This window comes from Candidatus Zixiibacteriota bacterium (assembly GCA_014728145.1).
Taxonomy (GTDB): domain Bacteria; phylum Zixibacteria; class MSB-5A5; order JAABVY01; family JAABVY01; genus WJMC01.
This window is the reverse complement of the sequence record WJMC01000187.1, coordinates 17,451-30,760: the sequence shown is the minus strand read 5'-3', so window position 1 is coordinate 30,760 and position 13,310 is coordinate 17,451. Positions and strand designations below refer to the sequence as shown.

Annotated in this window: 13 protein-coding genes; 8 read left to right on the top strand and 5 right to left on the bottom strand. The window is 49.1% G+C overall.

Annotation, left to right across the window (positions count from 1 at the left end; all coding sequences use genetic code 11):
- Positions 1–443: 443 nt before the first annotated feature.
- Positions 444–1,967, top strand: a complete 1,524-nt coding sequence (locus GF404_11030; protein MBD3382714.1) for a trehalose-6-phosphate synthase — start codon at positions 444–446, stop codon at positions 1,965–1,967.
- Here the strand turns inward: GF404_11030 and GF404_11025 are convergent, their stop codons facing one another.
- Entirely contained in the window at positions 1,968–4,157 is a 2,190-nt protein-coding gene (locus GF404_11025; protein MBD3382713.1) for an AAA family ATPase, read from the bottom strand.
- An 87-nt stretch (positions 4,158–4,244) separates the two neighbouring features.
- Here GF404_11025 and mutM point away from each other — a divergent pair, with 87 nt between their 5' ends.
- A complete protein-coding gene (mutM, locus tag GF404_11020; GenBank protein ID MBD3382712.1) occupies positions 4,245–5,075 on the top strand; it encodes a bifunctional DNA-formamidopyrimidine glycosylase/DNA-(apurinic or apyrimidinic site) lyase in 831 nt (276 codons plus the stop codon).
- A 22-nt stretch (positions 5,076–5,097) separates the two neighbouring features.
- Here the strand turns inward: mutM and GF404_11015 are convergent, their stop codons facing one another.
- From GF404_11015 to GF404_11005, 3 genes are all read right to left on the bottom strand, one after another.
- Complete coding sequence (locus GF404_11015) at positions 5,098–5,940, bottom strand: hypothetical protein (protein ID MBD3382711.1); 843 nt, start codon at positions 5,938–5,940, stop codon at positions 5,098–5,100.
- Positions 5,941–5,942: 2 nt separating this feature from the next.
- Positions 5,943–6,491 (bottom strand): sigma-70 family RNA polymerase sigma factor, encoded by a 549-nt coding sequence (locus GF404_11010; GenBank protein MBD3382710.1) that lies wholly within the window; start codon positions 6,489–6,491, stop codon positions 5,943–5,945.
- Between the two features lie 411 nt (positions 6,492–6,902).
- Positions 6,903–7,778, bottom strand: a complete 876-nt coding sequence (locus GF404_11005; GenBank protein ID MBD3382709.1) for an NAD(P)H-binding protein — start codon at positions 7,776–7,778, stop codon at positions 6,903–6,905.
- Positions 7,779–7,868: 90 nt separating this feature from the next.
- Here GF404_11005 and amrB point away from each other — a divergent pair, with 90 nt between their 5' ends.
- From amrB to GF404_10975, 6 genes are all read left to right on the top strand, one after another.
- The gene (amrB, locus tag GF404_11000) at positions 7,869–8,771 is read left to right on the top strand and encodes an AmmeMemoRadiSam system protein B (GenBank protein ID MBD3382708.1); all 903 of its coding nucleotides are present in this window, start codon (positions 7,869–7,871) and stop codon (positions 8,769–8,771) included.
- A gap of 1 nt (position 8,772) precedes the next feature.
- Positions 8,773–9,309, top strand: coding sequence for an AmmeMemoRadiSam system protein A (gene amrA, locus GF404_10995; GenBank protein MBD3382707.1), 537 nt, complete (start codon positions 8,773–8,775; stop codon positions 9,307–9,309).
- Positions 9,310–9,423: 114 nt separating this feature from the next.
- Positions 9,424–10,323 carry a hypothetical protein gene (locus GF404_10990; GenBank protein MBD3382706.1) on the top strand — a complete coding sequence of 300 codons (900 nt, stop codon included), beginning with the start codon at positions 9,424–9,426 and terminating at the stop codon, positions 10,321–10,323.
- Positions 10,324–10,331: 8 nt separating this feature from the next.
- Positions 10,332–10,562, top strand: a complete 231-nt coding sequence (locus GF404_10985; GenBank protein ID MBD3382705.1) for a hypothetical protein — start codon at positions 10,332–10,334, stop codon at positions 10,560–10,562.
- Between the two features lie 9 nt (positions 10,563–10,571).
- On the top strand, positions 10,572–11,183 hold the full coding sequence (locus GF404_10980) for a YigZ family protein (protein MBD3382704.1): 612 nt from the start codon (positions 10,572–10,574) through the stop codon (positions 11,181–11,183).
- Positions 11,184–11,310: 127 nt separating this feature from the next.
- Complete coding sequence (locus GF404_10975; protein ID MBD3382703.1) at positions 11,311–12,348, top strand: DUF21 domain-containing protein; 1,038 nt, start codon at positions 11,311–11,313, stop codon at positions 12,346–12,348.
- 1 nt (position 12,349) lies between these two features.
- On the opposite strand, the gene GF404_10970 is transcribed toward GF404_10975, so the two are convergent.
- The gene (locus GF404_10970; GenBank protein ID MBD3382702.1) at positions 12,350–13,240 is read right to left on the bottom strand and encodes an EamA family transporter; all 891 of its coding nucleotides are present in this window, start codon (positions 13,238–13,240) and stop codon (positions 12,350–12,352) included.
- Positions 13,241–13,310 lie beyond the last annotated feature (70 nt).

The following is a 13,310-nucleotide window of genomic DNA, read 5'->3' as shown; positions in this document are numbered from 1 at the left end:
TCCGGAAAACCTCAGCCGATCTATGGCTCAAACCTCCCGCTGAATTGCTCGATTTCTTAGCTCGCTTCAATAGCGCTTGCCAGATAGTATAAAATTGATTATATTTACTTTGCTGATTGAAATCCCGCTACCCCAAAGGGGTATATTATCTTTTTAGTATAGTTCGCTCTCGCAACAACTTAGGCAAAAAAACCAGAACATTTTTGGATAATGGATGTTTAATATAAATCAGGTATGTTTAAGTAAGTATGCCATAGAGATAAATTTGACTATGATTTATATATTAAACAGTTTATTATTGGGTTCGATGATTACAGCTAAAATGCGTACAGGATTTACGCAATTTGTATGTAACTAATTAGTATTGTAGCTGTGCGATTTTAATGCTATTTTCTTGTAAGTTAAATGCTTATAATTAATTGTAAGAGATGAAAAAACTGATTATGAAACATGGTAACAGGAGGCTTCTGGTAGTCTCAAATAGATTGCCGGTGTCGATTTCAGGAGAAGAGGGAGAAAAACAGGTAAAGCCGGGTGCGGGTGGTTTAGTAACCGCTATGAACCCGATCATGAAATCCAGCGAGGGTGTCTGGATCGGATGGCCCGGATGCGAACTGAGCGATGAGGTCAAACAACTGCTTTCCGATTACAATCTCGATGGTGATTTCCAGGTCGAGGGTGTCAAGGTTACCCCCGAGGAAGAACGCCGTTACTATCGGGGTTTTTCCAATGAAGCGCTGTGGCCGTTGTTCCATGATCTTCTGGGGCATTGCAATTTCGAATTTGACGACTGGAAAGTTTACAGCAAAATAAATCGTCGGTTCGCCAAGAAAATCGTCGAAGTCACACAGAGCGGAGATTTCATCTGGGTTCATGATTACCAGTTGATCATGGTCGCCCACTACCTGCGCCAGATGAATATCCACCAGCCTCTGGCTTTTTTCCTGCATACACCGTTTCCCTCTCCCGATTTGATACGTCGTCTGCCCTGGAAAAACGAGATCATACGCGGACTATTGGAATACGACCTGATCGGCTTTCAGACTTACCGTGACAGACGAAACTTCCTGCGCGGAGCCAAGGAACTGATGCCGGAACTGCAAATCCGCTCGCGTGCCAGGTATTCAGATATACGTTTTGGAATGCGCACCATCAAAGTCGGTCATTTCCCGATCAGTATCGATTTCCGCGAATTCAATCAGCATGCCCGGACCAGGGATGTGGCTGTTGAGGCACGCAAGCTGGATGATATGTGTCATGCAGAGAGTTTGATGCTGGGAGTTGATCGTCTCGATTATACCAAGGGTATTCCCGACAGGTTGCTGGCGATCGAGCGGGCACTTGAAAAGTATCCTGAACTGATCGGCAAGATCTCGCTTTTACAGTTGGTCGTACCATCCAGATCAAAGCTCAGTTCATACCGCAACCTGAAGGCAGATCTCGATAGTATGGTGGGGCGTATTAACGGACGTTTCTCAAAATTTGGATGGCAGCCGATTCAATACATGTATCGTGCGGTCTCCCGCACCGAGCTTCTGGGTTTCTACCGCGCCTGTGATATTGCCCTGATCACTCCCCTGCGCGATGGGATGAACCTCGTTTGCAAGGAGTACTGCGCATCTTCGACCGACCGCAATGGAGTCCTGATCCTGAGTGAGTTTGCCGGGGCGGCTGACCAGATGGGCAAAGGCGCAATTCTGGTTAACCCCTATAATCGCGAGGAAACAGCCGATGCTATCTGTGACGCTTTCTACATGGATTCCCGTGAACGCCGGCGCCGGATGAAAACCCTGCGTGCCGAGGTCAAACGTAATGACATCTTCCGCTGGGTCGACTGGTTTTTGACCGCCTTTAAATCATGGCAGGATGAAAGTCCGATGGCTTCGGCCCGCCCCTATGATACACTGCCCAGAAATGTACGTATTTCCGCACAGGAGCTCTATCCCTTGAACCGTAAGGGAGATTAGCTATTTCTTGGTTTTCAGGTTGGCATACTTTGCGAACAGCTTCTTTTTTCCACCCCATTTAAAACGAACTTCCACCGTAGTGCTGTCGGCATAACCCTGGCGCGAGAGGATTTTTCCCTCTCCCCAGGTCGGATGGATAATCATACGACCGGTCTTAAGGTGAGCGAAGCTGTCATCGGGGAGTTCGTCGTCATCGCCATTCGAACCCGATGATGAATAGACCTGTCTGCTCTCGAAACCACCTGGAAAAGTTAGATCCTCGAATTCAATACAATCTTCCGGGAGTTCATCGACAAAACGTGACTTGATCGAAAGCATCTCCCCGAATCTCATACGTTTCTGTGCATAACTCAATACAAGACGTTTGCGGGCACGGGTAATGCCGACATAGAACAGCCGGCGTTCCTCCTCCAGTTCGGAGGGTTCCTCGATCGCGCGTGAGAGTGGAAACAAGCCTTCTTCCAGGCCGGTGATGAAGACCATCGGAAATTCCAGCCCCTTGGCCGAATGAAGCGTCATAAGGGTGATCACGTCCTGGCTCTCATCCCAGGAGTCGATATCGGTATAAAGCGAGATTTCTTCCAGGAAAGCTTCCAGGCTGGCTTCTTCGTTGTTGAGGGCAAATTCACTGATAGCCGCCACCAGCTCATCGATATTCTCCTTGCGGGCTTCGGCCTGGGTCGGATCGGATTCCTCCAGGTCCTCGATTACACCGCATTTCTCGATCACCAAACGGACCAGTTCCTCGAGCGTTTTCTCCTGCTTGGCCATGATCATCTCGCGATAGAAATTCTGAAAACGGGCCGCGCCTTTTTTGGCGGTACCTTTCAGGTAGCTGAAATTATCGGAGTTGACTACCGCCTCGAACGGCGACAAACTGGCGCTGACAGCTTTTTGCTCTATCGTGGCGACCGCCTTGGGGCCGATACCGCGCCGGGGGTAATTGATGATCCGGCGGAAAGAAACCAGATCGAAGGGATTAACCAGCAGGTTCAGGTAAGCCAGAATATCCTTGATTTCCTTGCGCTGGTAGAACCGGATACCGCCCACGATCGTATACGGGATCAGCCTGTTTTTAAAGCTCTCTTCAAGGGCCCGTGACTGCGCGTTGGTGCGATACAGTATCGCAATCTGGTTGCGCTTATAGCTCCCGGAAGCGACTACCGCCTCAATTTTGTTGGCGATCATCTCGGCTTCCTCCCGGTCGGAATAGGTCTTTACCAGGCTCACTTTCTCGCCCTCATCACCGTCGGTCCAGAGGGTCTTACCCTTGCGGGAGCGGTTGTGCCTGACAACTTCTGAGGCGGTTTTGAGAATGACCTTGGTGGAACGATAATTCTGTTCCAGCTTGATGATTTTGCAGTCTGGAAAACTCTTTTCGAAATTTAGAATATTGGTGATATCCGCCCCGCGCCAGCCATAAATCGACTGGTCGTCATCGCCCACGACTGTCAGGTTGCGGTGGCTTTCGGCCAACATCCGCACCAACAGAAACTGGACATGGTTGGTATCCTGGTATTCATCGACGAGGATATGACGATAGCGATTCTGGAGGTTTTCCAGCAAATCGGGATTGTTTTTCAAAAGCAGGGCGCTGTAATACAGGAGATCGTCGAAGTCGAGCGCGTTGGCCTGCTTGAGACGGAGCTGATAGAGCTCGTACACCTGTGAAACAATTTTGTTGAAATAGGCCTTGGCTGACTTGTCGTATTCCTGCGGTCCGACCAGTATTTCTTTGGCCCGGCTGATATACTCGGCAACCGCCCGGGGCGCATGGGATTTGGTGGAGATATCCAGATCATCCATACAGCGTTTGATCAAACTCAGGCTGTCATCCTGATCGTAAACCGAGAAATTTTTCTCGAACCCGAGCCGTTCGCCCCAGCGCCTCAAAATCCTCAGACAGAACGAGTGAAAGGTGGAGACCTGCATATCCGCCACCATAGGACCAACCAAAGTCTCGAGACGAGTCTTCATCTCGGAGGCCGCCTTATTGGTGAATGTAACCGCCATGATATGATACGGACGGACACCGCCTTCGCGAATCAGGTACGCCGCTTTGTAGGTCAACACACGAGTCTTGCCTGAACCGGCACCAGCCAGAATCAGAAGCGGACCACCTTCATGGGTTACCGCTTCCCATTGACTCGGATTCAAATCCGGCTTGATTGTTTCTATGAAAACTCCCATAGCCGAACCAATATATTCAAAACAAACCTGCCGTCAAATACCTTACTCAAATAACTGATTGCGTTTTGCCGGCGATTGCTGTTTTTTATGGCTATGCCTGAACTGCCCGAAGTCGAAACTGTGGTGCGGAGCCTGCGTGAATCGGTGGCAGGGAAACTGATCAGACACACCTCCTGTAGCGCACGCCATATCCTCGCGCAAAACCAGCCGGATTTTCCGGCCGTACTGGTCGGACAGAAAATTACCGCAATTGACAGGAACGGTAAAAATATCTTCATCCGGTTAGATGACGGCAACCTGCTCTGGATTCATCTGCGGATGACCGGACAATTTATTTTTCAGGCCGGAATCGACCTCGATGATCCCCACAACCATGTCCTGTTTAAATTTAAGCATTCTGATGAGCGCCTGGTATTTCGCGATGTGCGCAAGTTCGGCACCTTCAGGTTCATCCCTGCTGATGACCGCGATAACTTTTTCAACCGGCATAATTTTGGACGGGACGCCCTGGCTGTGTCGGAAAGCGAATTCATGGATTTGATCCGCCCTCGCAAACGGATGATCAAACCGCTATTGCTGGATCAGTCACTGGTGGCCGGACTGGGTAACATCTATGTCGACGAACTCCTCTGGGAAAGCCGGGTTCATCCGCAAAAACGTTCCCACAGAATCGCGCCTCGAAAACTGAAACAGATGCATAACACTATGCTCAGGCTTCTGAATCATGCTATCGCCAATATGGGAACCACTTTCGATTCATTTCGCGGGATCAACAGCGAACCGGGGAATTTTCAATCCTATCTCAAGGCCTATCAAAACGCCGGAAACATCTGTCCTCGTTGCGGCCGGGTAAGGATAAAAAAAATCACAGTCGCCCAGCGGGGGACTCACTACTGCCCGCACTGCCAGAGACTGTGATAAAGCTCAGAGTATATTAAATTCAGTTTAAGGCAAAGTGTGAAACAAAGGTTTCGAACCTGTCCTGGTCGAGATCACCGATAGCGACATACCAGAAGGCTTCGCACTGCCAGACGACCATCGACTTCGAATCCAGTTCAATGAAATTGACGTTGGCATTGTTTTTCTTCGACATCATTTTCGCCATCTCCGGATTGTCCTCTTTTTTCATGACGAAGACAGAGACTTCACTGCCGTAGACATCGTAGATGATCTGGGCATAGGGACATCCTTTGGAAGTATCCACTCGGCCCATAGCCGGATAGCAGTTGCTGTCGGCCATGAATACATGGCGGGGAAGAACCATCTTTCCCGCCAGCGCTGAAGCGATAACATCGGGATTGGAATCGGCGATGTCCATACTGGCTCCACCGGTCAACGCCAGTTCATGATTCTTCAAAAACGGATTCAGGACTTCGGCCTGCAAATGCTTGTTTGAGGATGAAAAGTAAAAATAGAGGCTGACGACCGCTATTAAAAATAGCGCCGCTACTCCCATCAGAGGCTTAAACCTAAAAAAAGGGGAGTTGTTGCCTTTCGACTTTCCCTTGATATCAGTTGTAGATTTGGAGTTTTCACCGGGCTCCGCTTCAGGATCCTCCTTGTGAATCATATCTAAAACTTTGGATTTGAGATTGACCACCTCACTGGAGACATCCTGACGAGATTTCTGGCGGATCAGGTTGTTCAGATTTTCTTCGAAATTGTAAGTATCACAGCAGTTTTTACATTTTGCCAGATGTTCTTTGATCTCATCCACCTGGGCATCACCGAGTTGCCTGTCGAGGTACTCGTACAAAAGTTGCAAAGCTTCACGGCACTTCATAATTAATCACCCTTTACAGATTTCCCCCTTGCTTTCAGAAAACCATTTTTCTGAGCATAATCCCATAAACTCTTTTGTAACAACTTTCTGCCCCGGTGTAACCGCGATTTCACTGTTCCCAACTGAAGTCCGGCGATTTCTGCTATTTCCTGGTAAGAGAACTCCTCCAGGAAAGCCAAAACAACAACTATCCGGAAATCATCAGGTAATTCCTCAATCGCCCTTTTAACATCATCGTCGAGAATCCGGTTGAACAGCGCTTGCTCCGGATCAACCGCATCCGTTTTCGAAAACTTCAATTGATGGTAAAGATAATTATCATCAACATCTTCATATGACATGGAGGTCGGCTTTTTGCTCTTCTGACGATAGTCATTAATGAAGATATTCATCATGATTTTAAAGAGCCAGGCCTTGATATTCGTTCCAGGTTCAAATCTGTCAAAAAAGCGGTATGCCTTTAACAAAGTTTCCTGTACCAAATCCTCCGCGTCTTTTTCGTTTTTCGTCATCCGCAGGGCGGTCCGATACAGCGCATCAGTATGATCCATGGCTGTATCTTCAAACTCCCTTTGTTTCTTCTGTACGTCTGTATCGCTCAAAGCGTTTAGCGGCCCAGAGCCAGAAGACTCTGGCTTGTAGAACCGCTCCTCCGGTTTAATGGTTCCCAAAAGTACAAATTTACTTACAATTTATCAACTGATACTGCCTCAGTAACAGCTTGTAAATCTTACACATACACTCAGCTTTCCCTGGATCAACGGTGTCCATCAGGCCAGCCAAACTCTCATCGCCAGAAAAACCTGACAATATATAATACTAAAAATACCTGTAATTTTCAAGTCCTGTATATATTTTTCAGTTTCCGTCCAAATACCGTATATATATAATACTACACTTATTGGTAAAGGATTCGAAAAAAGTTGATTAATTTCGTCGTGTAAAGCCTTTGACTAATCCGATTACTTGATATGCCGGGTCAGTTCGGGTATAAAATCCTGCAGGCTCATGGGAGAGTGGCCGAACTGATCGATCGCTTTTTGAGGATCAAATCGAAAATCATCCTGCTCAAACCAGCGGAACATGGCCAGCATATCTTCACAGAACTGAAATGATATTCCGAAACCGGTGAAAACTTCGATAAACTGTTCATCGGAAATGCGCATATACTTGATCATACGTCCGAGGTTATCCGAGACCTCCATGGCGATATCGAACATCGAAACCGGATCCGGATAAGCGAGGTCATATACTTCGAATCCCTGTGGACCCCGTTTAAATGCCAGGCGAGCATATTCGGCTATATCCGCAGCGGCGATATGGGGGATTTTCACTGAACCATCGAGAGGCAGTGTAAAGAAACCGGAAGATATCGTCTCCAGAAAGGCAAACATATTGTCGAAGAAATTTCCCGGCCTGAAAACAGTCACAGATAGACCAGATTCTTCGAATTGCTTTTCGACAATCACCTTAGCGTCCAGAATCGGGCAGCCGGAACGCCCCTCGGCCCCCATCGAACCTGAGAAAACGATATGCTTAACTCCCTCATCTTTGGCGGCGGTGACGAAATTCTTGCCCATCTGGGCTTCCTCTCCCTGATGCTGTCCCGAGGAGGGACTGCCCTGGACGATGAAAAAAGCCTGTTCGCAACCGCTGAGGGCTTGGCGCACAAAGTCGGCATCCAGGAGGTCGCCGACCGCGGGATCGACACCCTGTTCGATAAGTTGCTTGAGGTTTTCTTGATTACGGCTGATTGCTCGGACCTGATATCCGTCTTTTAAAAGTTTGGGCACCAGCTTACTTCCGATTTTACCAGTCGCACCCGCCACCAGGATCATGTGAATCTCCTTATTTTGCAGTTGTTGAATAATTAACCGATTATTTCGTTATAGGCAAGTTTTAATTCACCTCTGCCGGGATTTTGAAATATGAGTTGTATTTATATTCTGACTTCTTATCTTAGAAGCATGACAAGTCAGAATCTACATACAGATGAAGAACGCTATCCGGCTACTGCAGGAAGTTTTTATCCTCGAGACCCGGTCGACCTTTCGCGCATGATTGCAAAGTTTATGGCTGAATCCGGCAAGGTTGTGAATTCAGGAAATATTCAGGCAGTGATCGCCCCGCATGCCGGCTATATGTATTCCGGTCCGGTGGCGGCTTCGGCTTACAAACAACTCGAGGGACTCAAGTACGATCGGGTGGTGGTGATATCTCCATCACACACGACATTTTTCACCGGCTGTTCGATTTACAACGGTCAGGCGTATGTCACCCCGCTCGGCAAACTTTTTATCGATACTGATATGACTGCCAGGCTGGCCGATATCAATCCCTCCAAGATATATCTCTCGGCCCGCGGTCACACCGGCGGCGGGATGAGACAGGAGCATTCGCTGGAGGTACAACTACCGTTTTTACAGCTTGTCCTGGGCGATTTCAAGCTGGTACCGATCGTTATGGGCGAGCAGGAATGGGATGTTATTTCGGCTCTGGGAGAATCGCTGGCCTCGGCGTTCGAAAACAGCTCGACTTTGATCGTGGCCTCGACCGACCTCTCGCATTTTCATTCATCGGATATCGCTTCCGAGAAGGATTCGCTAATCAGGCAGAAAGTTGAAGACTTCGACCCCGAGGGCCTGTACAAAACAATAGCCGAAGGCAAGGCCGAAGCCTGTGGAGGTGGTCCAATGACTGCGGCCATGATCGCGGCAAAAAAGCTGGGTGCCAAACACTCGACTGTGACCGATTATGCCGACAGCGGTGAGATCACCGGCGACCGATCCGAGGTGGTCGGCTACCTCGCGGCTGTTCTCCACGGAGATTGACATGGCGCTGACAGACGCTGAAAAAGATCAACTGAAAAAGCTTGCCCGCGATTCGATTCGATCTCGCTTCGATTCCACGGTAATCCCCGGGCTAAAACTGAATTCCGACCTGCTCAAGGAGAATCGGGGAGCATTCGTTACACTCAAAAAGAATGGGCAGTTACGCGGATGTATCGGACTGGTTGAGGGTATCAGGCCTCTCTATGAAGCTGTCATCGAAATGGCACAGGCGGCCGCTTTCGAGGATCCGCGCTTCTCACCGGTCAGGGAAGAAGAAGTCGATCAGCTGGAAATAGAAATCTCGGTCATGACTCCTTTAAAAAGGATTCGCGACCTGAACCTGATCGAAGTCGGTAAACACGGCCTGGTTATAAAATTCGGTTACAATTCCGGTCTGCTGTTGCCTCAGGTGGCAACAGAATACGGCTGGGACCGGGATACTTTTCTGCAACAGACCTGCCTCAAGGCCGGCCTTCCGCCCGAATCTTACCAGGATCCCGAGACCGAAATCTATACCTTCAGCGCGGAAGTCTTTTGAATTTTTCACCCGCAAGCGATAGTCGTTAAAACTGTGTGCTCGAACTTGTGCAGTGTTATAACTGTTTCATTTTCCTAATATCGCTTGACAGATAAGGCTGTCTGCATACTTTTTATGCAGGATAGAGGGATTTTGGCAATGACAGACTATCAGCGTGAAATATTAGTCGGCCTGACTGAAAATGCAGGTTTGGATTCGAGGCAAGTGCAGATGCTTTTGGCGAGATTCAAAACCCTTGAGGACCTGCTGGCCGCAGATCATTACCAGTTGACCGAGCTCCACGGTATCGATGAAGACATTGCGCACACGATTACCAGCCTCGAACACTCTCTGGAAAATATCCGCGACCAGCTTCACGACTACACCGAATCGGGAATCCATACCATGACTATTTTAGATCCCGACTACCCGGACCTCCTGCGGGAGACTTCCGATCCGCCGTTCGTGCTGTACTATCGCGGAAACTTCCCGCTTCAGTCCGAGACTTTCATCGCCTTCGCCGGATCCTCCCATGCTACCGCTGAGGGGCTGGCGATCTCGGTCAATTACGGCAAAGCCCTGGCGGATACAGGCGCGGTTATCGTTTCCGGTCTTTCACGCGGGGTAGATACCTCGGCCCACCTGGGAGCGATCAAGGCCGATGGTCGATCCTACGCCGTACTGGGCTGTGGGTTCAACCATATATATCCCTCTGAGAATGAACGACTGGCCGAGGAACTGCTTGAAAAAGGGGCTCTTATTTCGGAATACCCTCCTGACACCGAAGCCGATGACCACAGGCTTCTTATGCGAAACCGCATCATTGTAGGACTGTCCCATTCGCTGGTATTAGGTGAAATCGACAGGAACTCGAAGGGCACGATCGACACGGCCGAACGGGCAAAGAACCTGGGAAAACTGACTTTCGCGATCGGTGACAAAGACACACCAATCGATCCCGGACTGGTCGAGTACGGTGCCATACCGATCGAGGATATAAGTCAGGCTGATATGATAGCCAGACACAGCTTTTAGGAGCAAACATGGAAAACACAGAAGCAGATAAAATTGCTGAACTCAAAAAACTGGTCGACAGAACCGCTGAAGATATCGAAAGCGGAGATCTGAGCGAAGAAAAAGCGCGTGAACTGATCGCCCAGACAAGAGACGAAGCTGAGAAACTGATTCCGGAGGACATGGATAAATACGACATGATTTACGGGAACCGGTTTGAGAGGCTTGTCGAACAGTTCATCAAAGCTAAAAAAGAGTAACGCTCTAATTTGATCGATTCATACAGGACTGTCAAACAACAGGTCCGAACAGAACTGAAGATAAAGCGCTCACGGTTTATCGCCACTGTTTTCCCCTGTGGCAATGAAACCGAAGCCGAGGATACAATCGCGGAAACCGCGAAGCATTTTCATGATGCCAGCCACAACTGTTACGCGTGGCGGTTGTTTACTATCGATCAACCCGGGAGATTTCGTTACTCCGACGCCGGAGAACCTTCAGGTACAGCCGGACGGCCCATCTACGATGCGATCTGCGGGGCAGAGCTTTGCAACCTGGCGGTAGTGGTGACGCGCTATTTCGGTGGGATCAAGCTCGGGACGGGAGGGCTCTCGCGAGCCTACCGCGACTCTGCAAGGTCCGCCCTTCAAAAGGCCGAAGTGATCGAAAAGCTGCTTTCCGCCAGGTACAGGATCAGTTTCCCGCTCAATTTGACCGGCTTGATTCTAAGGCTGTTGGCGACCGATGGCGTATTTATCAAAGATCAATTTTTTACCGACGAAGGCGAAATCGTCTGCGATGTTCGCCTTTCAAAAGAAGACTGGCTCAAACAGCAGGTGATTTCGCAGACCAACGCCCGGGCTGAATTTGAAAAAGTCTGATTGCAGATTTGATTTGACAATCCCACAGCGTTTTTCTTAAATTCAATTATATGCCATCCATATGTCTGCATGTTTATTTTAGGTCTAATCCGGTCGAAGAAATATATCAGAAAGTGGTGATTATTCGATGACTGCCCTGATAGCATTTTTTCTTCTTTCAATCATAGTCTCTTTCATCTGCTCGTTGATGGAGGCGGTGCTTTTGTCACTGTCGCGCGCCTATATCGGCGTATTGGTCGAAGAAGGCAAAAAGAGCGGTGTGATCATGACCGATCTCAAAAACAACATCGACAAACCACTTTCTGCCATCCTGACCATGAACACGATCGCTCATACTTTGGGGGCCGCTGGAGTGGGCGCTCAAACTTTAAAGGTTTTCGGCGATCAATACGTCGCTATAGCTTCCGCGGTGATGACATTTGCGATTCTGGTCTTCTCTGAAATCATTCCTAAAACCATTGGAGCAGTCTACCGCAAACAGCTCGCTCCTCTGAGTGCTTATACTATTACGGTGATGATCGTAATCAGTTATCCTTTCGTGTTGTTTCTGAATTTGGTCTCATCGCTGATCACTCGTCGTCACAAAGGCGGACACCTCACCCGCGATGAGATCCTGATGCTGGCCCAGCTCGGAAAATCAGAAGGTGTTCTGCGCGAAAAAGAAATCGACATACTCAGCAATCTATTGCACCTGCATAAGATTCAGGCCAAAGATGTCCTCACACCCCGGGCGGTGGTGATGGCTTTTCACAAGGATGATTCCGTTGCGGATATAATCAAGACACATAACCCGATCCGCTTCTCCAAGTTACTTGTCTATGACAAAGACATCGACAATATTCTCGGGTTTGTCTATCGCTCGCGGATTATCGAGAGCTACTTCAATGGTGAGCGCGATGTCGTTATGGAGTCACTGACCCAGCCGATCTATGTCATACCGCAGACCAAATCGGTGGCGATGATCCTGGAGGAATTCATACGGCGTAAAGAGCATATCTTTCTGGTGGTCGATGAATATGGCGGTACCGAAGGCATTATTACACTCGAGGATGCGATCGAGACTTTACTGGGAGAGGAGATCGTCGATGAGCTCGATACGGTCGAGGATATGCGTCAGTATGCCCGTACCAAGATGCTGGCCCGCAAAAAGCGCCGCCAGAGGTAGCTCAATGCAGAAACAGGATAAACACCCCGCAGACAGCCAGAACAGCCCCCAGAACAGCCCGCATTGAGACTTTCTCTTTAAAGAAGATTATCACCCAGGGTATCACCAGAACCGGGACGATCGACATGATCGCCATGGCTACTCCGGCTTCAGTATGTTTGACCGCCACCAGGGACATCCACACCCCCAGAAACGGTCCGGTCACTGCACCACCCCAGGCGTACATGATTCCCCGTGGTTTCTTGAAGCACTTGATTGTGGAGATAAGTTTTCCGGTCAGAACTGCAATAATCCAGATCGCAATAGTCGAGGCGAGCATTCGGATGAACGTACCCGCCATCGGATCGAGCCCCGCCTCCAGCCCTTTTTTAGCAAACACGATTCCGATCGCCTGGCCCGCACCGCCCAGAAAAGCGAAGATCACTCCTTTGGCTGTTATATTGACTTTCGTAATTTTCTTGCTGTTCGGTTTTTCGATAGTGACCCAGATCACACCCGCCAGAGTGATCACCATGCCGACAATCGAGAGCAAGTCCAGGGTTTCGTCCATCACCAGCCAGGCTGTGATCGCCGCGATTGCGGGTGACAGCGAGAATATCAGCATCGTCACCCGGGTCCCCAGCATGACCATGGCAGAAAAAAGAAATGAATCGCCGATCACCAGGCCGATTACACCGGAAATCGCCAGGTAGAAGATTTCATCATTGGAGACATTCGGTGGCCAAATCCAGCCCTGCGTGATAAAAAGGGCTATCCCCAAAAGGATTACCCCGAAAATGAGCCGAATCCGGTTGACATTGAGGGCACCGATTTCCCGTCCACCGGCGGTAAAAAACAGAGAGCTCAAAGACCAGATAAAAGCTGTAAACAATGCCGCCAGCTCACCGATCATCCCTGATTCCCATCATAAATCCCCATTAGAGAATAAAAGAACCCCTCACGCAGGAGGGGTTCCTTTAATT

Coding starts and splice junctions, on each gene's coding strand:
- amrB (MBD3382708.1), top strand. CDS start 7,869: ATGAGTTGTATTTATATTCTGACTTCTTATCTTAGAAGCATGACAAGT.
- GF404_11005 (MBD3382709.1), bottom strand. CDS start 7,778: ATGATCCTGGTGGCGGGTGCGACTGGTAAAATCGGAAGTAAGCTGGTG.
- GF404_11010 (MBD3382710.1), bottom strand. CDS start 6,491: ATGGATCATACTGATGCGCTGTATCGGACCGCCCTGCGGATGACGAAA.
- GF404_10990 (MBD3382706.1), top strand. CDS start 9,424: ATGCAGGATAGAGGGATTTTGGCAATGACAGACTATCAGCGTGAAATA.
- mutM (MBD3382712.1), top strand. CDS start 4,245: ATGGCTATGCCTGAACTGCCCGAAGTCGAAACTGTGGTGCGGAGCCTG.
- GF404_10975 (MBD3382703.1), top strand. CDS start 11,311: ATGACTGCCCTGATAGCATTTTTTCTTCTTTCAATCATAGTCTCTTTC.
- GF404_10985 (MBD3382705.1), top strand. CDS start 10,332: ATGGAAAACACAGAAGCAGATAAAATTGCTGAACTCAAAAAACTGGTC.
- GF404_11030 (MBD3382714.1), top strand. CDS start 444: ATGAAACATGGTAACAGGAGGCTTCTGGTAGTCTCAAATAGATTGCCG.
- GF404_10970 (MBD3382702.1), bottom strand. CDS start 13,240: ATGATCGGTGAGCTGGCGGCATTGTTTACAGCTTTTATCTGGTCTTTG.
- GF404_11015 (MBD3382711.1), bottom strand. CDS start 5,940: ATGAAGTGCCGTGAAGCTTTGCAACTTTTGTACGAGTACCTCGACAGG.
- GF404_11025 (MBD3382713.1), bottom strand. CDS start 4,157: ATGGGAGTTTTCATAGAAACAATCAAGCCGGATTTGAATCCGAGTCAA.
- amrA (MBD3382707.1), top strand. CDS start 8,773: ATGGCGCTGACAGACGCTGAAAAAGATCAACTGAAAAAGCTTGCCCGC.